Below are 23,325 nucleotides of genomic sequence, written 5' to 3' on the forward strand. Positions count from 1 at the left end.
TTGCGCCCCCCTTGCGCGCTTCCCCGCATCAGTTGACGGGATGCCCCGGCGAACCAAACGCGGCCCCAGAAGCCCGGAGCTACGGCGTAAAGAGCAATTGCAGGTGGTTCCTGCGTCCCACCTATCACACCGCCAAAAGAGGATGCTGTGGATTTAGTAGAACTGGCACATGGCTACCACCAGGCCTCAAGTGACACCGAGCGCGAGAAGTGGAGCAACCTGACCTCCAAGTTCGTCTTGACGAATCCGACCACTGTCGGGATGGTCAGAAAGATGCTTCACAAGAAGCGCAAGAGCCTGGATCGAGAAGATGATGCTGTGCAGGATGTAGCGATCCTGTTTGTCATGAAGTACCTGCCCGCGATGGACAATCCAGACGCTGCGTGGGGAATGCTGAAGGGCGCTCTCGAAGTCGTAGAGAGCCGAATGACCAATAATTATTACGACCTGGAACGCTCATCTTCTGTCTCGATAGACGCGGCCCGCGAAGACGAAGAGGTGGCCAAAGACCTCCTGTCCGCCCAGATCGCTCATCAGAGCAAGGCGACTGCTGGGGCGATAATAGATAAAATGATGGCGAAAGCGGCCAAGAATCGAATCCATGAAGCCATCGTTGCGTCGAAAATGAACGGAAAGAACGCCCTTAGTTGGCTCCCGCAGATCACCACGACAAAGGACGAGCGCCGCCCCCTGCCCCGCCTGGATGACCTGCCCCCGGTGGTGATCAAGCGAAAGCCTACCGAAAAGGTTCCGGAAACGCGGGAGTACGCGCGCCTGCTGGAGATCCGCGACCTGTCGGGAATGTCCATCGAACCATTCGCCGAAGCGTTGCGCATCGGCGTTCCGCGCCTGCGCTCGTACCTGAACCGGAAGTCCTACGTCCACCCCGAGGTGCTTCAACAGGCTGAGCACTGGTACGCCAAGCACGGGCGCGAAAGGCGAGCGCGCCTGAAGAAGCTCAAGGCGTATCCGCTGCCTGAGCTGATTGAAAAGTGGAAGAAAAAGACTAAGGCCTCGACGTACGCGGAACTGGCTCGCATCATCGACATTTCCGTGCCGACCATGGTGCGATGGCGCAAAGGAACGGGCAATCCCATGCACGACAGCCACCTTCTGCAAGCCGAGGATCTGGTGCTGCGACATTGCCGGTCCATGCTGAGTTATAGCGGACGAGAATCATAGCGGCGCTCTAATTCCAGCGCGAACCGGAGACGAAAATCTGGGCGAAAAAAAACCCACCAAGCGAAAGGCTTGGTGGGTTTTGTTTTGGGAATGACATTAGACTATAATCGTCTAAAATCAGCCAACGGTCGCTAACTAGGAATTAAAAGGGGATATCGTCTTCGTCCCCATAATTTGCAGCAGGGGCCGAGCTTGCGGCTTGCGGCGCTTGTGCAGGTCGGCCTTGTGATCGCGACTGCGGCGCGGGGCGACCCGAATCAGAGTCGTCATTCCGGTCACTTCCTCCGTTGCCACCCAACATCTGCATTTGGTCCGCAACGATTTCGGTGCTGTATCGATCAGCGCCCGTATCCTTGTCCTGCCATTTGCGCGTCTTCAAGCGCCCTTCGATGTACACCGAACGGCCCTTCTTCAGGTACTCGCCAGCGATCTCAGCGAGACGGTTGTACATCACCACACGATGCCATTCCGTCTCTTCGCGCTTTTCGCCCGACGACTTGTCCTTCCAGGACGAGGTTGTGGCCACCGACATATTGCAGATTGCCGCTCCATCGGGCGAATAGCGCACCTCGGGGTCGCGGCCCAGGTTGCCGACCAAAATTACCTTGTTAACTGATGCCATGGTAGAAACTCCAAAAGGTTGATTCCTGGCGAACGTGAGAGAACGTTCTTTCGTAGACCAAGTACCGGATAGTCATAGTCATCTTGGGCTACTCGACACCAACCGCACCAGCGCGCCGTTCACCCGCAGACCCCTAGCCGCGCCGTTGCATCCTTTGCTGCAAGGCTTGGGCACGCTCCTGGTAGATGGAGGTCCAGGGGTACGGGTACTCCATGCGGGTTATTCCGGACTCCGGATCCTTGATTTCTTTCGGCTGGCGGCAGTGTTCGGGCTTGCCGAACTCGACGGAGGCGATGGCCTTGATAGCAGGGGTGATCCTGCGCTCGATCTGCGTCTCGACCACGGGGTTGCCATCGTCATCCTTCTTGGCAACTCCATCTTCCATCACCGGAACCTGCACCTCCACGTCCTTGATCTTCACGTACGCTTCGCCATGGAAGCGCACGAAGGGGATCCCCTTCATGCTCAGCGCGCCAATGCCGGTGTAGGTTTCCCGGGCCTCGCGTCCGTTCAATTCGACCATGACGCTCTTGCCCACGTCGTCCCACTGACGAAGCAGCATCTTGACGGAATCTGCTGTCCTCTTTCCGCTGAGAGTGACCTCGCCGGGGTAGAACTTCATGTTCTCGACGAATCCGGACAAGCCGATATAGTTGCCGTTGCGCCGCCGACCCTTGGCGCGACGGTACTCGGGGGTGGCCAAGCGCTCGCTCTCGTCGCCCGAGGTTTCATAGGGAAGCTGCATGCGGCGCACGAGATCATCAAGAGCGTCGCCGCTCAGATCCGCAATCTTTACGTCATGGACCTCCTTGGCGCGGAATCGTAGCCCCCAACCGCCACCTTCAATCTGGACGCCACGCACATATCCAGTGCAAGTCACCAGATTGCCCACCTCGAACCGATTCGGAACCCGGCTCGGATCCACCTCCACTTCAATGGAGTAGTCCGGGTTTTTCGAACTCAGCAACAGTTCGATACGGCTGTTGCCCAAGTCGCGGGATTTCAATTGACCTGTGATGTTGAAAAAGTTTACAAAGCCATTGCTATCGGCATAGCTACGGACTTTTTTCAGGTGAATTACGTTGCTGTCGATGCTTTGCATGTGGTTCCTCTGTTCAGATTCCTCGCAATCATTACGGATGAAACGCACGACTTTGACAGTCCTTGGCTTTTCATTTGCACTGATTTGTATTATTTTAAAGCAAATCTGGATTCTTTCGTTCGCTAAAATTTTTGCTGCCCTTGTCGCAGCCTGCCCGCCCGGGGGACGCCGCATTGCGCGGACGAGTGGGCAGTGCAACAATTCGGGCCTGGGGGCGACAGACGGCTTCGCCCGAGCGCACGTTGTAGGCGCATGCAGCACCACCAAAGATATGAGCCGAGAGGCCGACTGAAAGTTAGAAAAGAAGGTAAGACATGGACACCACCTTGAAGCGCGAAAAAACCAAGAAGCCCGGAGCCGCAGGGAAAGCCGCCCCTGTGACCCGCAGCCGGGACCGCGACAACACGCAGATTCCCGGCTATGAACTCATTCGCCGGATGAAAAGTCGGCTCATGGAATCCGGGGAGAACTCCGAAGCGCGGATGATCGAAGCCCTCGGGCTTACCCGGCAGTACTGGAATTCGTTCTGCAATGGCCACCGTCCGGTCGAAACCCTGATCCGCAACCGTGACCGCCTGTTCTGGATCGCGGACTTTCTGGGCACCTCCGCGCTGGAGGTCCGGATGGCGGCGGGCGATATCACGCCTGAAGAGTTGATCGCAGCCAACGGCAACCCGCTGTGGCTCGAAATGGAGAAGATCAAGAAGGATCCCCGCTGGGCGATGATCGCTCCTGTCAACGAAGTCGAATGGAATCAGTTGCCCCCGAAGATCCGCATCCTCATCGTGAGCCTGTACCAGACCGTCACGCAGCGAGACATCAAGGACGCGATGGGCGCGAAGGCGAAAAAGCAGCCTACCGTCGAAACCCTGTAAGAAGAAAGCCCCTCAATGAGGGGCTTTTTTTTGGGTTCGAGGATCGCCCTCGACTGGCTCTCGCGGTCCACGTTCAAACTCAAACTTGAAGGTGAACGCCAAGAAATTCCCGCAGACCATTTCAATACAGCATTCAGTCGCGCTTGCGCGATTCCATGACTGCCATCTGGGGGGCGGGACCACCCTCTTCGTCTGGATCGAATGGGCCGCACTTCCGATCAAACAGCTCTTGAAGGTAGTGACGCTCCAATGCCACTCGCTCCAAGATTTCGCGATGGTTGATCCAATACAGCAGGTCCAGATCGGAGCGCAGCAGCCCTCCGCCCAAGATTGCGAGAACATCCAAGTTATGGCCAGCGTTGGGGAACTCTGCATCCAGCAGCTCCAAAGCCCGGTTGCGCCATTTCGTCGTGCGAAAGAAGGGACGCGCGTCGTCAAGGCGACAATGGACACTGCTCAGGAAGCTGTCGTTGATAACCTTCACAAAGATGATGGGGTCGCCATAGGCCTTCGCATATCGCCAACCGACCCAGGCCAACCGAAGACGGAATGACAGGCTCAATCGGCCCTTGAGGAACGCGGGCAAGGCGAACTGGTCAGGCTCGACGAGGGCACGGACGCTGCCGTGAATCTTGCGGGATGAGTCCGAAAGGTGGCGGCGCAGGAATGCAACCAGCCTGTAGAAGGTCCACAGCGCGAAGCAGACCGCCAAACTTTTTCCCAGCAACAGAAAGTCCGCCAGTTTTAGGCCATCTTCAGCATCAAAAAACATGTGAAACCCAGCTTAAAAGTTCAACGTACAAATATCGTTCGTCACGCTGGATTTAATCACTGTCAAAAGCTACACCACAATTGCCAATTTGTAAGATCAACAGATTTCGAACGCCTCTGAGTTAAATGTGCGACACGTCGCTTTTTAAAATGACGAAGTGAGGCCGCATCTGGCCTCACTTCGTCAATTCAACAGCGGCTCACGCGATCCGGTCGCTCGTCAACCAATGCTCGTTGGAGGTCAGTCGTAGTTCGGAATGTCGTCCACGTCAGACCGATCCACCACGCGGCCATCTTCGTCGGCTTCGTTCGCGGGGGCGTTCGGCTGCATCTGGATGTCGTCGTAGACCGGGGTGCTGCGGCTCGATGTTTTTGCCGGGGGCGCGGAGTTGGCCTTCGCCACGCTTGCCTTCGGGGCACCCTTCTTCGCCGCGTTTGCAGCATCCTTTTCCGCTCGCTTCTGCAAGCGCAATTGCTTCTTGGCTGCCTTCTCCGCGTCATCTGCCGCCTTCTTGGCCAGCCTCGCGCTCTTTGCCTGCGCCTTTTCATGGCGCTCCTTGGCCTTGTCCTCCTTCAGCGCGACCGACTCGCGAAAGTCGGCAATCTGCTGGCGCGCGCCCATCAACTCGCGCAGCGCACCAGCCGTCAGGACGATCTTTTCGTCATCGTCCGCAGCTTTGCCGCCGTCGCCGGTCACTTGTTGGAGGATGATCGGGTCCAACTTGCTGATGAACGATTCGACTGCACTGACCGCAGCCGCGCCGACGTTGGCGGGAATCTTCGGCCCATCGACCGATGCAGCAGTCACGCGCACCTTGCCAACCGAAGAGGCTTTCTCCAAGCCGCGAGCAATGACTTCAACCGCCGCATCCCCGTGCTTGCGAATCATGTTCAGCGCGAACGTTTCGGCGATCACATCATCAGCCAGCCATTGCACAATCGCGAACGGCGCGGCGCGTAGCTCAAGAGTGTTCCGGATATGCCCCTCGGTGTACCGCCCCTGTCGGCGAGCGATTTCGCTAACCGATAGCCCCTCTGCGACCAACCGCTCATTCACGATGCCCTGCTCATACATGCTCAGCGGCTCAGTGTTGTTGGACAGGACCAGATCCATCGTCAATGCCACTTTGCTCGCGCCAGCGGACTTGCAGATGACGGGCAGATGGGTGATGTTGGCACCCTGCTCATTTGCGCGCCGCACCGCCTCCAAGCGTGTGTGCCCGGCGACGACGAAATAGACATCCTCGCCATCCTCCTGACCCCGAACGCACGTCAGCGGTTTGTCCTGAAGGTAGCCATTCGAGAGGATCGACTGCAAGATGCCGACCACCCGCGCTTCGCGCTTCACGCCGGGCAGGCGCACGTTGTAGCCGGGGCGCACCCGCAACGAAGCAAGCGGGACCACCACAATCGCAGTCGGCTCAGCGTCCGCGCTTCCGCTCTCCGCGCCTTCATCGGCAGCCGCGAAGTTCAAATCAGGGCCAGCCGAAATCGCGGCCAGCTCGTCTGTGAGGGATTGTTCAGTTGCGCTCATGCTTAGAAACTCCGGAAATAAATGTGCGGCGTGAGAACGAAGACCGCCTAGCCAATAGGCGTATTGTAACCCATACATCGGACGCTGCTTGCCGCCAGCCGAAGCGGTTACAGATTTTTCCCCGTGACCACCATCTTCCGATCACCCGCGCTGAAGCCGCTACGCATGTCGGCCATCGTTTCCGCCTGACCGATACCTGAGACACCCAACGCGCCACCGACACGCTCTACGCGGGCCATGTAGAGCGGATCCTTGATGATTTCGAGAACCACTTTCTCCAGCGGGCCGAACTTCACCAGCAGCGAACCACGAATGCGTGCAGCCTGTAGGCCGAGCAAGACGCAGTAGCTGTTGAAGACAGAAAACCACGCCTGTTGTCCGGCTGCGTCCGCTATCGGCTCCCTGGCGAAGAAGAAATGAATCGCGCTGCGGAACGCGAAGTTTTCGCTTTGCAGCACCTTCCCGCCGACCTTGCGCTCTTGTAGGCGTGGATTGCGCCTGCGCATTGCCAGTTCGATATCCTCGTAGGCTGCGTGGACCACCCGCGCCAGCAGGCTGCGGTTGTGTTGGCCATGAGTCTCTTCGTCATAGCCGTCGAGATAGCCCGTCGAGCGCAGGCCACGTCCGCCGCTGTGAATGCGCTCAAGCTCCTGGCTGTTCTCGGTGATCGTGACTCTGCGCAAAGCAAAGGACGGGTTCACCTCCGGCGCTCGCTCTGCGAACGCTGGCGGTATCTGTCGCGCCACATGACCCAGCATGTGCATGTCCATTCCGTGCCTCCTGGTTCGGCTCTCGTTGTGGGTAGGAGTATTCTAACCCATCCTCGCGCGTGTCCTATGCGAAAAAAGTGTTACCTGCCAGTGGACGCAAAAAGAAAAAGCCCAAACCCTAAAAGGGAATGGGCTTTTGGTACAGCAGCGCTAACGTGCGCTATTCATGCAGCGGATCTCGAAAAATCAACATCACGCGGTGTGCGTCAGGCGGCGATGCAGCTTGACGGTCAAGCGCTGAGCATACTTGAGAGCAATCTCCAGCATGGACTCTTTGGCATTGGCCAGCGCGGCGAAGGTGCAGACATAAAAGTGCGGGTGGCGATACACCGTTTCACCAGTCTCGACGATATCGATCCGGATGATCTTGTCGGTATTCAGCACCTCACCTTCCATGCACGACTTGAATTGCAGCACAACAGGCTGCGGATGACGAGCCGCGCTGCGACCGATATAGCCCGCAACGTTGAACGTGTCGTTCCATGCGCGGCCCGTATGCGTGTTGCCGTACCAGATCCGCAGGCGCGTGCTTTGCAGCGTGCGCTTCTGATAGACCTCACCCAGCACATTGCGCACTTCGTCGCAGGTGCCGTTTGTGCAAAAGAACGGGTCGCCAGTGAACTTGAACTGGTTGCCGACGACGAGCTTCTTGATGGGGGATTCCACATTCGACATGCCTAAAACTCCTGAGATAGAGCTTGGCGAACACCTGAGAAAGTGCTCTTTGTTGGACCAAGTACCGGGATAGACGTGCTCATAACCGGCTACTCAGGGGCGAAAAAAAAAGCCCGCTGCCAAATAGGCAGGGGCTTTCGGTATGGAAGTCAGCTAGGTGGCGATCAGCCGTCCCAAACGTTCCAAATCAGGTTTCGCGACATATGAACCTCCGCGATGGGCGCGCACCAGGGCCGCGTCTTTCATGAACTCCCGCGCTTTCAGCTTCGTGGCCTTGAAAAAGCCCTTCGAAAAGAAGTTTGAAGGATCGTCCGTGAAGAACACGCAATCGATACCGTCAAGCCTCTGCGCTCTCTTTTCGCCGCACTGAGCTTCGACGGCGGCGCAGCGAGTGTCGAAGGGTCCGACCAAGCTCCGAAATAATGGAGCTGCCTCTACACCCAGCGCTTCAAGCGCGACTTGAAGCGCAAGCATCCGCTCGGATTGCAGAGCTTTACTGCGCTCATGGTACTCGTTGAGCTTTGCCGTGTACTCCTGCCCCCAGGCGGTAAGCTTCTCCCGGTCTTCGGACTTCAATCCGACCAACAGAGGGCTGGAGGGCCAAAACTCCAAATCAAGATACTGTTGGAGCCTGCGCTTTGTGTCTGCCTGCTGGCTTTCTTCCCAGAAGCCACTTCTGAAGTGCTCTTGCAGAGTCTTGCGCACAGAACGGTATTCGGCGCAGCATTCGTCAAATGCTTTCATGCTTTGTCCTTGTTTGGAATCGCACACAACGCACCGAGAAGGCGCGTGCGTCTTTGCTAAGGTCAAAACCGGGTGTACAAGCCCGTGGCTTCGGTGAAGTCGCTTTGAAGCTGGTCGCAGTACAAGTCCTTCGACTCTTTCAGCACGCTGTACGAGGATCCAGACGCTTTTCCGTACTGCACGTCGTACAGGTCGGCTTCCGTCAAGATGATCCGAACAGTGTTGATTCCGTCCCGCACGTAGCCAGGATCCGCTGGCAGCTTGAACTGAAGCCCGCCGCGCTGTTCGCGAAGCGACACAAAGTTCTTTGCTCCAGTGAACACACTAAACCTGCCTCCCCCAAGCAACTGGAGGATTGTTTGCGCCTCTGCCTGTGCCACTTCGCTGCTAATACCGATTGCCTCTGACATGATTGTCCTCGTGAGTAGTGCTTGGCGAACGCTTGAGATCGCGTTCTTTGGTAGACCAAGTACTTGATAGTCACGATCAACGACGGCTACTCTGTCCCTACGAGGGGCACCCCGAGGCTGAGCAATAATTGAGCAACGAACTCCAACGCGGCGCGCTTTGGGCCACGAGGGACAACGCTTCGATTTATCCACAATTTCTGTGGACAATTTTTTCCGTTGCTAGGCGTCGTCCAGCAGCTCGTAGATGTGGCGGTGGACGAGCCGTGAAACCCCTGCCCGCTCGCCAGCCCGACCGGATTCCGCGATGGACTTCGCCCAGCGCCGAAGTTGCGCCTTGGCTTCGTCCAGGCTGCCCATGCGCCGAGCAAAAATTGCCAGCAGCACCGGATCGATGGAGAACGAACTGCGCCGCGCAACACCGTCTTCTTTGAAACGGTACTGAAGGACGATCACATCACTGGCGTCAGACACTGGAAGCCTCCAGCAATTGGATTGAAGGGCTGCCCGATTGCAGCAGCCGCGCGAACGTACTACTGCCATTCTGGTTGCCAACAAGCCAGCGGCACCCTCTCTTTGCGCGGGTGATCGCAACGTAGGCGAGCCTCATAGTTTCATCGTCCTGCGAATGCCCGTAGTGGCCCAGGCCTGCCCTTTCATACCAGCATGTACGCAAAGGATGGGTGGCCGGGGCGGCAAAATCGTCCACCAGCAGCACGTAATCCGCCTCCAAGCCCTTCGAGCCGTGAATAGTAAGGCAGGTAGCCCCGCTGGATTTAAACGGCACCAGCGAGCTTCTGGTGCGCCCTATGACGAAGACAGAATCGCGCGCCAGAAATTCCTTCGCTTCTTGGACATCCGGCCCTACGCTCTCGCCCAATCGGGCGAACGTGACCGGCACGTCCACATCGGCGTACTTCCCTTTGGCGACACTCTGCTTATCGATCTTTTCCTTCACGCATTCCAGCGCAGTGCTTGCCGCGTCAACAATCCTCTGCGATGAGCGGAAATTTTCGGACAGATGCACCGTCTCCTGGCTGTCAGGAGCCGCATCGAAGCGCCGAAAGAACTCGGTGAAGTACTTCGGAGACGCGCCGCGCCAACCGTAGATCGACTGCCAGTCGTCGCCCACCACCATCAATGATGTCGTGTGGCCCCGGCGCGAGATCTCAGCCCTGACCGCCTTCAGCCAGTTCACGATGATGCCGGAAATGTCCTGGAACTCGTCTGCCAAAAGATGCTGCACCCCTAGAATTGCCTCGTCCGGGAGTTCTTGCAGCCGTTTGGGGTCGGTCAGATCCAAGAACAGTTGGTTGCTCAGCGTGTAGCCCTTCTCTGCCACCAAACTAGTGAAGGCGGGCCAGAATATGGCGAGAGCTTTCGCAAAAAGCGCGTCTACCCCTTGCACCTTCGAAACGCTGGCGCTAGCGGCCTGCGCCACGTCGATGCCCAGCGATTGAAGAAACTGCGCCTGCTGCCAAAGCGCGACAAGTAAGGGCGTCGCACCGACCTCGCCTGTCAGCTTTACACCGAACTTGGGGAAGGCCTCGTCAGACGCTGCTCTCCACTTCAGACGAACGAGCAGCGCGGCCAGATCGTCGGGCGTATTCACCCAAATCACGTTTTGGTTGCTGGTCAGGACGTTCACGCACGACTTCTTTGCACCGAGCGCCGGACCGATAGCAAAGCCATCCGGCATCTTGTGCCCGCGAGCATGGCGCTCCGTCGCGCCCAGCAAAAGCCACGCGTTGAGCTTCGGGATATACGCATTGCCCCACCATGGCCCATGAGCCTGCACGGCCTTGCCGCCGATCTCCAATGGCCCGGTTGCAAAGGTGTCGCAGCGGAAGCTAATCAACGGATCGGCCATGAGGCTGGGCGCGATGGACGTGCGCCACAGTTGCTCCATGAATTGCGTGCGGGCAGCATCGTGCTGGCGCACCGCCAGCAGCCTGCCTTCCTTCGAAGGGTCCAGGTGCATGCCGCCCGATTCGATGAACGAATGCGTATAGAGCGCGGCCACGACCTCAGCAAAAGAAGGGTCGGTCGCCATCAGAGCGCTTGCTGCTTCGTTCAGCGTCCGGGCAAGTTCACTATCAGTATCTACCGATAGAGTGGGAAACGGCGCTGCCGCGCCCCCGCCCCCGCTTCCACCGTCCAATTGATCCAGCGTCTTCACGTTCAGCCCTGCCGCCTTGGCCTGGGCGAAGACGAGCGAATGGAAGGTGCGAACAACTGCGCTCGCATCCCGGTCGGAAAGGCTGTATCCCCAATGCTTCGCGGTGCCCACAAGCTTTTCGATGAAGTCCGCGCGGCTGTTGCGCGTGAAAGTGACGACCCGGATCGATTGCCAGGGGATGCCGTCGTAGAACGCCATCTTTATCACGCGCAGAACGAGGGTCGTGGATTTGCCGGAGCCAGCGCCCGCCACAACTCGCGTCGTCGCTGAGCGCGCAAGGATCATCTGCCACTGATCGTTTGTTGGGAGTGGTCGGCCAGCGGTGCGCAACCGCCTCTCCATATCTTCACGAATCGGAGAGCGTTCTTCTGAGGCGCGGGGGATGGTTTCTTTCTCACCGACGAGCGCGTTGAGAAAGCCGCCCAGCTTGCTGAGCAAAGCGAATCTGTTGTTGTTCTTTTCCATGCAGCTTCCTGTAGTTCCACATGCTTTCCCGGCCATTGTACGACATAAATATATATGCACGCCGTCGCTTTGCGTCCGCTGTGCTGCGTCGTCGCTCCTTGGCCACATTCCCACGGTCGGTCGCGCCCCCGCCCTGCCGGATTAGAGGGCAAAAAAAAACCCTGAAGCCAATGGCTTCAGGGTTCTTGTTGTAGTGCTGGGATTCAATTGGCCAAATCGCCAACTGCAACGCTGTCAGACACTTCCAAGGTGCCGTTGTGCGTGAAGGATTGATCGACTGAAATGGCTTCGGCCACATCGACGCCGCCTTGCATCAACGCAGCCTTGGCGACGTAGATCTTCTTAGCTTGAAAGTGGCTCAGCGTCTCAAGTTGCCCGCCGCATTGCACGTACTGCGATGCGATTAGATCGCCTTCGCACCACACGTTGCCTTTGACATCGAGCGCGTTCACGATGCAGGCAGATTTGCGGCAAATCAAGCTCGCAGCGGTCATGCGACCGTTGATGCGAATGTCTTGAAGCTGGTTCTCAACGTGCTGACGGAAGAGGACATCGCCAGAGCTATAGATGCCTTTGGCCCGGACTACGCTCTTTATGATTGTCGCGCCCGGAATGAACAGCATGCCATCGACTGCGATGACGCCAGTCTGGTCCATCGAAGAGTCAAACACAAAGCCTTTGCCGTCGAGCAGGGATAGCAGGTGTTCGATGATCCCGTCGATGGGATTGAAGCTACTGACGTAGTGCGTGAGAACTTCACGCGCTTCCACGTCCTTGATGCCGAAGATGGATTTGAACCAGACTTCGAAGTCCGACACGTCGGGCATCGGTACTTCGCTAGAGCGCAGTTCAGAGAAAGTGATCTTGCACATGATGTTTCCTATCGGGTAGATCGTTGGCGAACGGCGAGTGAGACGTTCTTTGTTAGACCAAGTGCCCTGATAGTCATGCTCAACAGGGGCTACTAAAGAAAAAGCCTCTGTACCGAATGGGTACAGAGGCTCTGGGGTGAATACCGCGTGGAACGCGCTTGTGGCGGGGCTAGTAAGCCTCGGGGTACTCCAACGATTCAATGAGTTCTTCGAAGTCCACCAAGGACGTGATCCGGACTTTGTTGATATGCAGGTGAGTGTCCGCCGCGTTGACGAAAGTCTCCACATTCAATTCCGGATAGCGGCGCAGCACCTCAAACTCGATGCGCTTCAACAGCTCGTACTGGTAGACGTTGTGCAGTTCCGGGGGATCCTCGCTTTTGCGCATTTCTTCCCAGAGAACTTCCTCCGTGATCTCCACGCCGAGCGATTCGGCCAGGGTGTGCCAGCCGTCAACGTTGCCCGACAGATTGGCCTTGAAACGGTTCAGGGTCTGTTGCCACGACGAATGAAAGCCAAACATGATGAAGCTCCTATCTGCGAGAGCTTGGCGCGCACTTGAGATTGTGCGCTTTGATAGACCAAGTAAGGGATAGACATGTTCATTGGCAGCTAAAACGGAAGTGCGTTCTCATCCACGAGGTGATGCTGCAACACCAGAGGAAAGAAAACGTGCTTCCAGGTATCTCCCGCGCTATTGCCGCCGTCGAACAGAATGGTTTCGTACTGCTGGAGGTTGTCCAGGTCGAGCTGGCTGGCGTCAATGGTCTTGGAAATTAGCTTGTGATCCACACGAATGAAGACCAGGATCTCGCCACGGGCGTCGTCCTGCCCCATAAGGTCAACGCAACAAGCCACTTCGTGACGAAAGGAATCGTGCGCGGCGGTGGTGTAGTTCAAAGTCATAGCAGTCCTTGAAAATAGGTGAAAAAAGCCCCTGCTCCAATGGAGACAGGGGCCTTTGTTGAGACACATTAGCTTAAGCGGCGACGGTCGATGATCTCAATTCCTCGTTGAAGAAATAGAGATACACGGCGCGGATGACGCCAGCTTGGAACTCGAAGTCGGACATCTGCTTGACGCTGTACGCGAGGAAGTTCTCACTTCTTCGGTGGAACTCATCGTGGTGCCTTTCAAGCGCCTCTTTAGTGAGGTGTCTGTAGAACTCCACCAGGGTACAGAAGTTATGGTGGTATAGCGTTCCGGGCACATGCGGGTTGATGATGCGCCTTTCACCGCTACTGATGAGCGCCGTGGGCGGTTGCTCGCGAATCATTGATGTTCTCCCGTCAGGCTCTTGGGGTCGGGGAGCGGTTGTTGGAAACGTCGCACATGAGCTTCCCGGATGATGGCCATCTGGGCTGCGGTGTACTTCGCGTCCTCTTCGGTTTGTCCCAGCCCTGACTGACGTTGATGCAAAGACATATGTAGAGCCACAAGGCGCACTTGTGGAACCATCATTGCTCGCTCGCAGAAGTCCGCGATGTTCTTGTGATCGCGACTGCTCACGGGATAGGGATTCTCGAACACGGGGAGTGATGAGACTTGCTCAGGCGTTGGGTTCAGCTTGCCATCGACCCCGCTAACCAGGTAGGAAGTGATGATGGGAGTCGGAGTCCAGGCGAGGGAGAACCAAATAACTCTGGTGGCCCCATTTGAAACGAATACATGACCGCCATGTAGGGATTGATGGGCCTGAGCATCCTGGACGGACGTGAAGCCCATGAAATGCGCTGCTTCGAAGGTGCTTGCGTGAGTCATTGCTGTTCTTCCACAAAGCTTGGCGGACACCAGAGAGGATGTCCTTTGATAGACCAAGTAGAAGTACAGACATGATCAAGGTGGGCTACTGCAAAGAAAAAGCCCCGCACCAAAAAATGGGCGGGGCTTTCGACACACAAAGGGATTGCGCTCGTAATAAATACGAGCGCAAAGCTTGCGCTAACGCTTCAAATCACCGTTCTCGATCAGGCGCTGTTTGATATTGACGTATCCGAAAGCGGTCGCCAAAACAGCGATAACACCGATAGTTGCGAGAAAAGCAGCGCTCATGGCTTGCTCCTTTGATCTGACCCTGATTCGGGCTTCATGTTGTGTCCAGTACGGGTCATCATAGCACCGATACTCCACAACAGCACACCCAAGAACAACAGGGCCAGCGCTTCGCCCGTCGTGATGGTGTCACCACTCACAACAAGACCAAGCATGCCCCCACCCATGGCGGTAAGGCCTCCTTGACGGAAGTCCTTACCGAACTCCAGGGTAGATGCCTTGTCAGGGTGCAGCAAATACGCAAGAAGGATCTTGAGCATCTTCTTCATAAAACAGACTCCTAAGAATCTTGGCGAACGCTTGAGATCGCGTTCATTTTCGGACCAAGTAGGTGTTAGTCATGCTCATTGAGGGCTACTGAGGGGGAGCAATAAAAAAAGCCCCCATCACAAATGCGATGGAGGCTTTGGGGGGAAAAGGTCAGGCGGCTAGCGAGTAGACACCGACCTCAACACGGTTGAAGAAGCGCGAATCTTGCAGGACTTGGCGTACCTTGGCCTGCCAGTGATTGTTGCCTCGACTCTGAGCGTACGGCTCGATCTGCCGATAGATGTCGTCGAGCGCCATCGTGTCCTTGCCTTGGAGCACGCGACGAACAGCAGCCTTCCAGGTCGTTTGCAGCATGTTGACTGCACGACGGTGTGCGGTGGCCAAAAAGAACAAAGCCGAGTCGGCCTTGTCTTTGCGGAACACCAGCAGCTTTTCATGCGCGATGCGCACGATGGGTGTCGCATAGGTTCTGGAATCGCTGACGCAGTTGTGCTGCGTCTTGATGATCTCATCGACCAGCTTGCCGGGGGCGACGCGCTCAACCAGACTGGAGAGGTTGTAGTACTCGCCATTGCGACGAAGGTTGCCCATCAAGATGCCGTAGGTGCCGGAGCGTTCGCAGGCATCATGGATGTTCATCACGGCAAGTTCCAGCGCCTCCACGAACTCGGAGAGGCCCATGCGGCTCATGTCCCACTTGTCCGCTTCGCCCCACTGATTTCCGGAGTACTCGACCATGTTCCAGTACGGCGGATGCCACCACACAAGATGCGCTTCCTCGCCCAGAAAGGTCTGGAAATCATCGCGAAGCAGGTTGAAGCCCTGATGCAGGTCGGTCCCCTTGAAGCGCACGCCCATAGAGCGCGCCACGTCTTCGGATGTGCCTCCACCAACGCTCGGATCCGCGACCAACCCATCCGGCCTTCTGCGGTACGTTTCGATCCAATCACGAATGATGTGCCCTGTGCAATTGCCTCGGTAGGAGGATTTACCGTACTGCCCGCGATCCGGGTAGGAACAAATTGAAGTTTTGAACATGTATTCACCTATCGAAGTAGGCTTGGCGAACGCTTGAGGGGGCGTTCTTTGAAAGACCAAGTGCAGAGATAGACATACTCAGGGATCGCTACTCGCACGGCGCGCTGCCGCCAACAGCGCCTGCGCACGCCGGGCGAAAAAAAAGCCCCACGTTCAAGAGAACGTGAGGCTTTGGATCGATGATCCTATACGTGGTAGTAGCCACGTTCAGCGTCGAAACGCTTCTGCCAGTCATGCACGATCTGCAACCCCAGCTCATTCGCCAGGGCAGTTCGCTCCACGAGATCGAACCAGTTCGCCTTACTCTGATCCATGCTTCGGTAGGCCTGGTCGAGCTTGTTCAGCGTCTCATCGTCAGGCCCGTGCGTGTCCGCAACGCCCAACCTGTCGTCAGGAACGATGAAGAGTGCATGGTCGTCCTCTCGAACGTACCAATGACCGTTCTCGAAGGAAGGCAAGGCGTCCGGTGCAATGACCTCCGCATCTTGGGAACATAGCGGGATGCCCTCGTCGTCCTTCGACGCGAGGATCACCTCACCCTCAGCTTCAGCCAGCGCCGCGACGCCGGGGTTTGCTTCCATGTAGGCGTTGGCCTGCTTGGTGCCATCGGGCGTTGTCGGGAACTTCGCCAGCACGGCGAAGCCACGGCCATAGTGCCGAAAGCGCTGCGAGACGGGCCAGCACTGAACGCACTTGAAGCCACGCCCGTGAGGGCATTGGTGGGGGCACGTATCGTTAGACTTATTCATTGTTTAGCTCCTGAAGATAGGGGCTTGGCGGACATCAGAGAGGATGCCCTTTGTAGACCAAGTTCTGGATAGTCATGGTCAGAACGAGCTACTACACCTTCACAAAGAAAGGGGGCGCGCCTGACCGATATCGCGGCCTTGCAGTCGCATCATCGTGGCTGGTGTTTAGACCTTCGCAGCGTGGCCAATCACCGGCTCGGGATGGCCCTCCAACCCTGGCGAGTGCGGCTGGCGGACTTCTACGTGGCACGCCAGCGGAAAGGAAAGACCCCACTTAGCGGTGCCGCACAACGGATGCGCGGCCCTGTTGAGCAGCCCGTGTTTGACCTTGTACTGCTCGGCTTCTTCCTTCGAATTGAACGTTGATTTCATGTTGCTGCTCCTGTGAGTTGCATTCCTCGGATCGGATCCAAGGCTTGGTGGGCATCAGAGAGGATGTCCTTGTAGACCAAGTGATTGATAGTCGCTGTCAAAGTGCGCTAGTCGCGGCGCTCGCGCCGAAGGTGTTGCCGCCGATTGCCCATAGAAAAAGCCCCGCTCCAAATTGGAGGCGGGGCTTTGGGAACAGCAAGCTACGTTAGTCGGGTGAGGCCGACTGACGCAGCAGTCTTGCAGCATACGTCTGAGAGACGACGGCATCAACTTTGGTGGCAAAGTCATCGACCGCCTGCCTGATGACCTCTTCAGTGCCGTCTTTGGGGAACAGCACAAAATGAGGCTCCAGGCAGTTCCGACCCTCGCTCCAGTAGTCTCCAGCAAGGGAGCCTTGGGAGTCTTTCCGCCATTCGTACGCATATGCATGCGCGACCTTTTCACCGACTGCTGTGAGGAAGGTCTTGCTTGCCACTGCCGGGTACGCGGTGCCAGTCCACCCCAACGCGACCAAGCGTTGTTGGATTAGCACTCGAATCTGATTCCAGCCCATGCATCCCTCCGATTAGATCGTGAAGGAGCGTTCGAACTGACCGGCCTTGATGAGCGAAACGTACTCGTCAGGAACCGAGTCGATCATGCCGTTGCGCGCCGGATCGTCGCCAAAAAAGCCGAAACCCGACTCCACGACCTCATCATCCTTGAACGCTTCGAACTGCCAGATATCACCAGTGAGGTACTGGTCGTACGTCGCGACCTCGCTGCGAAGGGAAGCCTCGATCTGAGCAACCCTTTTGGCATTGAGTTGCTTCCAGCCAAACTCGGAGCGGACATGCGCCTTCGTGACGAAGATGTAGCCCACCTGACCGCTGTCCCAAGGGCAAGAGAACGGCGAAGTGCTGATGGTCAGACCGCTGTGGTCGTAAAGGTAAAGGGGCAACATGATTGCCGCCTCGCTCTTTTGCAGCAGCTTGTAGACCTCTACAGGGCACGAAAGATCGTGGTCCTCAAGGTGGGAAGCAGAGAAGTGTGCGCGGACCACATCGACGGCCTTATCGAACCCATCCTTGTCGCCCAGGTTGTGGCGGCGATGCGAGCAAACCATCACTCCCAGATTGCATTCCTCATCGCGGGGCGACGGGGCGTGGTGGTCGGGCGTCATGACGAACTTCAGGCTGGATTCAACGGAAGAGATAGCCAGAGACATTTTTGAGATTCCTCGAAAGAAACCTTGGCGAACGCTAGAGAGAGCATTCTTTGTTAGACCAAGTACGTGATAGTCATGCTCATAAGGAGCTACCGACTTCAAAACCTCATGATGGTCCGGGCGCGGGTGAAGCCAGAAAATGAAAAAGCCCAGGTCCGAAAGGAACCTGGGCTTGGGATGGAATAACGCGCTGCCGTTAGGCCTGCGTGTTGCTAAGACTGGTCGCGTCGTGGAGGGATATCCAGCGCGCATCGCCTGCTTTCATGGCCAGCGCCGTCGAAGCATTGGAAACATGGCTCTCGTAGCGGGTCGCATCCTCCAGATCGCCCCAGCCATTGGCATTCGACCAAAAGACCGAGTTGCCCCATGCGTCGCACTCGCGATGAATCACATACTCGCAACCTGGGTCACGACGCAGCCATCCGCCGCGTCGCAGGTAGTCGTAATGGTCCTCGGCGAGCGCTCGCCTGGAAGAATAGGCCGGGCCGACTTCCGCGTGCCGGACATCGTTGCAATCGACGTGTCGCCACGAAGCCTTTTTGCCGTGGCTCACGCGGCTGACCCAAATGCCGGTTTCTCTTGTGAAGGTGGTGGTTTCGAGGGTGTTCATGATGAAGTCCTATGGATGCTCATGCCTGCGAAAGCAGGCGGTTTGGTGCGCTGCTTAAGATGAATGGCACCAGCTTGTGCGCCAAAAAAAATCCTCGCTCCCAAGTGGAAGCGAGGATCCGTCGCGTTGAAGACGACTCGCGCCGTATTACGCTTCGAGAGGCAAGAGATACCCCTTCGATTCGCCGACTCGACCAAGGCTGACGCCTACGATCTTTCCGGCCACGATCCAACGAGTCTCATCGGAACGATCCTCGTAAGTGGTGGTGCAGCCGCAGTTGTAGAGGCTTTCACACTTGCGAACATGCTGATGGAAGTCAGCTTGCCCCACGAGTCGGTGCTCGTTGGCAGCCGTTGCACGATGCTCAAGCGCTTGCTGTTCTTGAAGCTGGCCAACAACGCGCCAGAGGATTTCCGGAAACGAGCCAAGCAGGCCTTCCCAGCGACAATAGGCCTCGAAGACTTCCTTAGCCGTCATGTTCGAAATCTTGGCATCCGAGATCTCAGCCTTGCGGAGAGCCGTCAGTACTCGCGAGTCGATCATGTTGATGTTCATTTAAAGCTCCAGATATTTGAGAGCTTGGCGAGCACTAGAGAGAGCGCTCTTTTGTGGACCAAGTGGTTGATAGTCATGTTCATTCGGCGCTACTGGATCCACTCAAAAAAAAGCCCCCGGCAGCACCGCTGCGGGGGGTCTTCATTGCAGTGGGTTGAGCCGTCGCGGCACGTCGCGTCGTGCCGTTTAACCTACTCGGCGGAACGCGCCATTTCGATGCGCTCGCGCATTTCGGTGGTGAAGTCTATCGATTCCATCAGTCCATATTTCGCCAAGCGGCTCGGTATGTCTTCCAGAGGCAGAGCGCCGCCTTCAATACGTTGCATCATCAGATCGGCAACTTCCTCTTCCGAAAGCGCCTCGGGCTTCCGCACGACATCCATCGAGTAGACATCCACTTCGACAGCCAACTCGCCAGTGAGCATGCCGTTGTCAATTGCGCGTGTACATAGCCGTTGCAGATTGTTGATCACGTCCGCCGCGTTCTCACCGTTCAGACAATACGTGACATCGAGGGTCAGGCGGGCAGTGACCGTGTTGGCCGAAGAAAGGTCGTTCGAACTCATTTGAATCTCCTGTGATGATTTCTTGATAGGAATGTGATCTTGGGGAGCGCTGGGCTAGGCACTCGCTTTGGACCAAGTACGAGATAGTCATGATCATTTGCAGCCACCAAGAAAAAACCCCACACCTTCAAAGAAGGGTGGGGTCTGTTAGCGGTTGGCGGTGTTAGCGTGCTAACCAACATTGCATGTGGTTAGCGCGCTAACCGACTGATCCCTGGTTAGCGCGCTAACCACAGGGATTCGATGGACGACCAGTCCAGCATGTTCCTTCGCCCACTGAAAACTACGCGCACGACTTTCCTCGTTCATGTAGGGCCAGCGGGAGCCAGCAGCATCGTCGAGAAAGCCAGTCCCGTCGATCCAGTCCCAATACGGAACCGACAGACCAAGCTCAGAGAATGGTTGCGAGCAAGGGCGCATAAGGGAAAACGCTTTGCGAATGTCGCCCAGTTCACACCATTTCAGCGCCGCAGTTAGCTCCGGAACTTCGCGATAGTTCGCGATGACGCGGTTCAGCAGCCAGACACCAGCTTGTTGCAGAACCGTCCGCAGTTCAACGATTTCGGCTTCATGCGCATCGCAAAAGCGCTTCGCATTTTGAACCTGATCAGCTTGTTGCATAAACATTCCTTCGGTTCTTGGCGGACATCAGAGTGGATGTCCTTTGATCGACCAAGTACGAAGATAGTCATGATCAACATCGGCTACTTGCGCCAGCGGGGATGCCTGCCTTTATATGCTCAACTAACATAGTTGCTCAACTAACGCGGTGTTAATTGAGCATGTAAGATGATTAGTTGCTCAATTAACCGCTTACATGAGCAACTAAGACTGGAATCCAGTCTCCATGAACGACTGTGTTTCCCTCCACCTTTGTTCGTCTTCGGTCTTGACGTAGATGCTTGTGGTCGTCAGGGAGCTATGGCCCATGTTCTCTTGAATCGTTGGAAGCCGCATGCCGTTACTTGCGCCGTGCGATCCGTACGTGTGCCGCAGCCAATGCGTGCTTGCGCGTTTAAAGCGGCTATACGCCTCGGAATCCTCGCTCAAAGTTGCTGCGACGAGTGCGAAAAAATTCTTCACGAGCAAATAGACCGTCTTCGTTGTGACCGGCTCGCTTGGGCCGTGCAAGCTGCTGATTAGCGGTGTGTCTGGCGGATTGCTGCTGATGCGACGGGACAGGCCTCTTGCCTCCAGGTAATCCTGGAGCGCCGTGATAACGAGGCGGGGCACCGGGATGGTCCGCAGCTTGTTCCCTTTGCCTACGATGCTCAACATGTAGACATCCTCAAGGTCGTTCCCATCGAACTCGGCGGGTTTCAGGTTTCCGATCACCGACTGTGCGATCTCCACGCGTCGAAGCCCCGTACCGTACGCATACAGGATTAGGAAGCGGATCCGATGCTGCTCGACCGATTCCAGCGGCATGTCGTTGATGCAGCGGACGACGTGCTTCCACTGGGCTTTGTTGAAACTGTGATCCACCTTGATGGCAGTGTTGCGAGCCACATCGGGGAGGCCAAGCACTGGATTGCTGTCCAAGTAGCGCTGGCCGACCAACCATTCGAAAAGGCTCGACGTAATTGAACGCGCTTGCGCAATGGTCACTTCGGACAAGAAAGGCTCGCCCGCCTTACGCTTCGGGTCGATTACGAAGGGACGCCATTTTTCATGGTAACGCTCATACCTGCGGTCACTGCACCAATCTTCGGGCGGCTCACGCAAGAAGTCGAGGTATTCCGCCATGTCGTTGGTGTTCAAGCTGGAAAACGGCTTGCGCTTGACACATACAGCCCACAGCAACAGCCGCTCGGCTTCCTTGCGATATGAGAGAAACGTGTGGGCAACCTTGCGCAGATTAAGCCAAGCGTGGATCGCGTCGTAGTCGTTCTTCGCATCCAGCTTGTTGCGCGACAGCTCCGCTCGGTTCGTGCCGTCAACCCCGGAAAGGGGATGGGGGATCGCCAACGTTTCGAGGGTCGTAATGCCATAGCGATGGGTGGGTTGAACGAGCGCATCTTTGCTCAGCTTCCTCACCGGGCGAAGTGCGGTCGGTCGGAGCGCGTCGTCGAGCTGCGGATTGTTCTCGGAAAGCCACGACAGGATGTGCTCGGCGGTCTTCTCACCGAGTTTCGGTATGGCTTTGTACCAGCGAAAGCCGTGTTCGTTGGCCTTCGCGACGATATCGGCCAGCGTGTAGATCTTGGCGTGTTGGAGGTTGCGGCTTACTGTGGGCGCGAACCACCCGGCAACGGCGTCACTCAGCCTGGGTGCTGCCACGACCTCCAACGACAGTTCGTTGATCAGGCTCACTCGCTTGGCCAGGTCAGACGCCGACACGGCGCTCGCAGGAGGCAGGAGCGCATGGCCCGCCTTTGCCTTTTCGATCTGTCTGAGTTCGTCGGCGAACTCGCACTCGTACATTTCGACGAGTTCGTTTTCGCCCATCACGCCGTCCGGATCCGTCCGTTCCTTCCACGAGTCGAAATCCTCCACTTTAGGCAGGCTCATTTCGGACAGCGCGAGGTCGTTACGCAGATCCACATCGCTCTTGCCCCGGTAGGTGCTCTCAGGCAGGACAAGCCATGGGGCTTCCTTGTCTTTGCCTATCTTGAGCGCAGCGGCGACAAACGCATCTTGGATCATCTTGAGCGTTTCGCGAGCAGCAGCGATGTCGCTACCTGTCTCCAAGTACCGCTCCGCCATCCGACGTATGTCCAAGCTGCCTTCGAAAAACGACCGAAAGAACGCGACATGGTGAAGGCCGATGTATCTGGTGCGAACTGTGTTCATGTCGTTTCTCTTATGGATATCTGCTCAACAAGTTTGCTCATGACTTGAGCTTGATATCATTATAACTCGTGCTATATGTCCCGAATTTCTTTGGACTGTTGATCCAACCCCTGCAAGAAATGGCGGGGCTATGCCTTGGGCTTCAGCATAGCCTTGATGGCGGCCAAATGTGCGATGGACGTTGCCTTGTCGGACGGTGATTGCGCAGGGTACTGGTTGATCAACGCAGGAATCGAGGCGGTGGGACGATTGGTTGTCGGCACGTCAATCGGAGTTGTCGCCTTGCCGCGCAACAGGCCGCGTGCCCAGCCGGGGTAGGCCTCGGCCAGAATCTGCGCCAAACGCAAATCGGGCGATGCCTCCGGGGCGTGGCCTTGGCCACGGCTCATGGAGACAATACCTCCCAGGCGCTGCAATACCACGCGACCCTCTGGCAACGTTGCACCGGGAACAAACGCAGCATCAGCGATGGCTTTCAGCAACTGATCCCTCTTGTCCTTGCGTGCGGCAGCTCGAACTCGATCCTCAACCTGCCGTGCCTCGTGGGCATAGTCGCGGTCCAGGTTGATCATGTACATCAACCAAGACACAGCCTGCTTGGCCTTGAGGCCTTTCTGCTTGATCTTGTCGTAGGTGGCCTTAAACACCTGCTGGAGCTGGATGCCTTTGCGTTTGCATTGAGCCATGAGCCAGCAAATGTTGGACGGGGTTAGGTCAAGGGCTTTCATCGGATCCACGAGGTCTGCGGGGATGCGTCGGCCAGTCGGCTTCCGTTCGCCGTAGGGGTCGAAGGTCGTTTCTGAAGACGCGTCGTCCCCGACCTTATTCTGAAAGACTTCTCCGTAAGGAGAGGAAGAAAGGTGCGCCGTTTCTGTCGCACGGTTGACGGAATTAGAGGGTGGGTTGGGGGAAGGC

General features: G+C 56.8%; 29 protein-coding genes. 2 read left to right on the forward strand and 27 right to left on the reverse strand.

Features of this window, described 5'->3' with window-relative positions; genetic code table 11:
- Window positions 1–147: 147 nt before the first annotated feature.
- On the forward strand, window positions 148–1,182 hold the full coding sequence (locus AC6LJW_RS19990; RefSeq protein WP_498088092.1) for a hypothetical protein: 1,035 nt from the start codon (window positions 148–150) through the stop codon (window positions 1,180–1,182).
- A gap of 142 nt (window positions 1,183–1,324) precedes the next feature.
- Here AC6LJW_RS19990 and ssb read toward each other — a convergent pair whose 3' ends face one another.
- Together ssb and AC6LJW_RS20000 are read right to left on the reverse strand one after the other, a co-directional pair.
- Window positions 1,325–1,804: a single-stranded DNA-binding protein gene (gene ssb / locus AC6LJW_RS19995; RefSeq protein ID WP_498088093.1), complete on the reverse strand. Its 480-nt coding sequence runs from the start codon at window positions 1,802–1,804 to the stop codon at window positions 1,325–1,327.
- 133 nt (window positions 1,805–1,937) lie between these two features.
- Window positions 1,938–2,906 (reverse strand): hypothetical protein, encoded by a 969-nt coding sequence (locus AC6LJW_RS20000; protein WP_498088094.1) that lies wholly within the window; start codon window positions 2,904–2,906, stop codon window positions 1,938–1,940.
- Window positions 2,907–3,220: 314 nt separating this feature from the next.
- On the opposite strand from AC6LJW_RS20000, the gene AC6LJW_RS20005 reads away from it, so the two are divergent.
- The gene (locus tag AC6LJW_RS20005; protein ID WP_498088095.1) at window positions 3,221–3,781 is read left to right on the forward strand and encodes a hypothetical protein; all 561 of its coding nucleotides are present in this window, start codon (window positions 3,221–3,223) and stop codon (window positions 3,779–3,781) included.
- A gap of 133 nt (window positions 3,782–3,914) precedes the next feature.
- Here AC6LJW_RS20005 and AC6LJW_RS20010 read toward each other — a convergent pair whose 3' ends face one another.
- The 25 genes from AC6LJW_RS20010 to AC6LJW_RS20130 all read right to left on the reverse strand — a co-directional run.
- Window positions 3,915–4,553, reverse strand: coding sequence for a hypothetical protein (locus AC6LJW_RS20010; protein WP_498088096.1), 639 nt, complete (start codon window positions 4,551–4,553; stop codon window positions 3,915–3,917).
- A 240-nt stretch (window positions 4,554–4,793) separates the two neighbouring features.
- On the reverse strand, window positions 4,794–6,086 hold the full coding sequence (locus tag AC6LJW_RS20015; protein ID WP_498088097.1) for a ParB/RepB/Spo0J family partition protein: 1,293 nt from the start codon (window positions 6,084–6,086) through the stop codon (window positions 4,794–4,796).
- A gap of 107 nt (window positions 6,087–6,193) precedes the next feature.
- A complete protein-coding gene (locus tag AC6LJW_RS20020; RefSeq protein ID WP_498088098.1) occupies window positions 6,194–6,856 on the reverse strand; it encodes a hypothetical protein in 663 nt (220 codons plus the stop codon).
- Window positions 6,857–7,048: 192 nt separating this feature from the next.
- The gene (locus tag AC6LJW_RS20025) at window positions 7,049–7,531 is read right to left on the reverse strand and encodes a hypothetical protein (protein WP_498088099.1); all 483 of its coding nucleotides are present in this window, start codon (window positions 7,529–7,531) and stop codon (window positions 7,049–7,051) included.
- Window positions 7,532–7,684: 153 nt separating this feature from the next.
- On the reverse strand, window positions 7,685–8,275 hold the full coding sequence (locus AC6LJW_RS20030; protein WP_498088100.1) for a hypothetical protein: 591 nt from the start codon (window positions 8,273–8,275) through the stop codon (window positions 7,685–7,687).
- Window positions 8,276–8,337: 62 nt separating this feature from the next.
- Window positions 8,338–8,685, reverse strand: coding sequence for a hypothetical protein (locus AC6LJW_RS20035; protein ID WP_498088101.1), 348 nt, complete (start codon window positions 8,683–8,685; stop codon window positions 8,338–8,340).
- Between the two features lie 219 nt (window positions 8,686–8,904).
- Entirely contained in the window at window positions 8,905–9,156 is a 252-nt protein-coding gene (locus AC6LJW_RS20040) for a hypothetical protein (RefSeq protein ID WP_498088102.1), read from the reverse strand.
- Window positions 9,149–11,326 (reverse strand): UvrD-helicase domain-containing protein, encoded by a 2,178-nt coding sequence (locus tag AC6LJW_RS20045; protein WP_498088103.1) that lies wholly within the window; start codon window positions 11,324–11,326, stop codon window positions 9,149–9,151. The genes AC6LJW_RS20040 and AC6LJW_RS20045 overlap by 8 nt, the downstream gene beginning before the upstream one ends.
- Before the next feature lie 203 nt (window positions 11,327–11,529).
- The gene (locus AC6LJW_RS20050; protein WP_498088104.1) at window positions 11,530–12,198 is read right to left on the reverse strand and encodes a hypothetical protein; all 669 of its coding nucleotides are present in this window, start codon (window positions 12,196–12,198) and stop codon (window positions 11,530–11,532) included.
- 169 nt (window positions 12,199–12,367) lie between these two features.
- Window positions 12,368–12,721, reverse strand: a complete 354-nt coding sequence (locus tag AC6LJW_RS20055; protein ID WP_498088105.1) for a hypothetical protein — start codon at window positions 12,719–12,721, stop codon at window positions 12,368–12,370.
- An 89-nt stretch (window positions 12,722–12,810) separates the two neighbouring features.
- A complete protein-coding gene (locus tag AC6LJW_RS20060) occupies window positions 12,811–13,098 on the reverse strand; it encodes a uridylate kinase (protein ID WP_498088106.1) in 288 nt (95 codons plus the stop codon).
- Between the two features lie 79 nt (window positions 13,099–13,177).
- Complete coding sequence (locus AC6LJW_RS20065) at window positions 13,178–13,474, reverse strand: hypothetical protein (protein ID WP_498088107.1); 297 nt, start codon at window positions 13,472–13,474, stop codon at window positions 13,178–13,180.
- Window positions 13,471–13,959 (reverse strand): hypothetical protein, encoded by a 489-nt coding sequence (locus tag AC6LJW_RS20070; RefSeq protein WP_498088108.1) that lies wholly within the window; start codon window positions 13,957–13,959, stop codon window positions 13,471–13,473. Before AC6LJW_RS20070 ends, AC6LJW_RS20065 begins: the two co-directional genes overlap by 4 nt.
- Window positions 13,960–14,246: 287 nt before the next feature.
- Window positions 14,247–14,519 carry a hypothetical protein gene (locus AC6LJW_RS20075; RefSeq protein ID WP_498088109.1) on the reverse strand — a complete coding sequence of 91 codons (273 nt, stop codon included), beginning with the start codon at window positions 14,517–14,519 and terminating at the stop codon, window positions 14,247–14,249.
- A gap of 151 nt (window positions 14,520–14,670) precedes the next feature.
- On the reverse strand, window positions 14,671–15,558 hold the full coding sequence (locus tag AC6LJW_RS20080; protein ID WP_498088110.1) for a hypothetical protein: 888 nt from the start codon (window positions 15,556–15,558) through the stop codon (window positions 14,671–14,673).
- Between the two features lie 185 nt (window positions 15,559–15,743).
- On the reverse strand, window positions 15,744–16,193 hold the full coding sequence (locus AC6LJW_RS20085) for a hypothetical protein (protein WP_498088111.1): 450 nt from the start codon (window positions 16,191–16,193) through the stop codon (window positions 15,744–15,746).
- A 279-nt stretch (window positions 16,194–16,472) separates the two neighbouring features.
- Entirely contained in the window at window positions 16,473–16,679 is a 207-nt protein-coding gene (locus tag AC6LJW_RS20090; RefSeq protein ID WP_498088112.1) for a hypothetical protein, read from the reverse strand.
- 205 nt (window positions 16,680–16,884) lie between these two features.
- On the reverse strand, window positions 16,885–17,232 hold the full coding sequence (locus AC6LJW_RS20095; RefSeq protein ID WP_498088113.1) for a hypothetical protein: 348 nt from the start codon (window positions 17,230–17,232) through the stop codon (window positions 16,885–16,887).
- A gap of 12 nt (window positions 17,233–17,244) precedes the next feature.
- Window positions 17,245–17,886, reverse strand: coding sequence for a hypothetical protein (locus AC6LJW_RS20100; protein ID WP_498088114.1), 642 nt, complete (start codon window positions 17,884–17,886; stop codon window positions 17,245–17,247).
- 196 nt (window positions 17,887–18,082) lie between these two features.
- A complete protein-coding gene (locus tag AC6LJW_RS20105; RefSeq protein ID WP_498088115.1) occupies window positions 18,083–18,496 on the reverse strand; it encodes a hypothetical protein in 414 nt (137 codons plus the stop codon).
- A 147-nt stretch (window positions 18,497–18,643) separates the two neighbouring features.
- Window positions 18,644–19,051, reverse strand: coding sequence for a hypothetical protein (locus AC6LJW_RS20110; RefSeq protein ID WP_498088116.1), 408 nt, complete (start codon window positions 19,049–19,051; stop codon window positions 18,644–18,646).
- 191 nt (window positions 19,052–19,242) lie between these two features.
- A complete protein-coding gene (locus tag AC6LJW_RS20115) occupies window positions 19,243–19,617 on the reverse strand; it encodes a hypothetical protein (RefSeq protein ID WP_498088117.1) in 375 nt (124 codons plus the stop codon).
- Between the two features lie 171 nt (window positions 19,618–19,788).
- Entirely contained in the window at window positions 19,789–20,238 is a 450-nt protein-coding gene (locus AC6LJW_RS20120; protein ID WP_498088118.1) for a hypothetical protein, read from the reverse strand.
- A 204-nt stretch (window positions 20,239–20,442) separates the two neighbouring features.
- Entirely contained in the window at window positions 20,443–22,410 is a 1,968-nt protein-coding gene (locus tag AC6LJW_RS20125) for a site-specific integrase (protein WP_498088119.1), read from the reverse strand.
- Between the two features lie 128 nt (window positions 22,411–22,538).
- Window positions 22,539–23,325: hypothetical protein (locus AC6LJW_RS20130; protein WP_498088120.1), on the reverse strand; the 787-nt coding region annotated here is incomplete at its 5' end.

The sequence above is a fragment of the Achromobacter sp. 1012554356 genome (genome assembly GCF_059760815.1).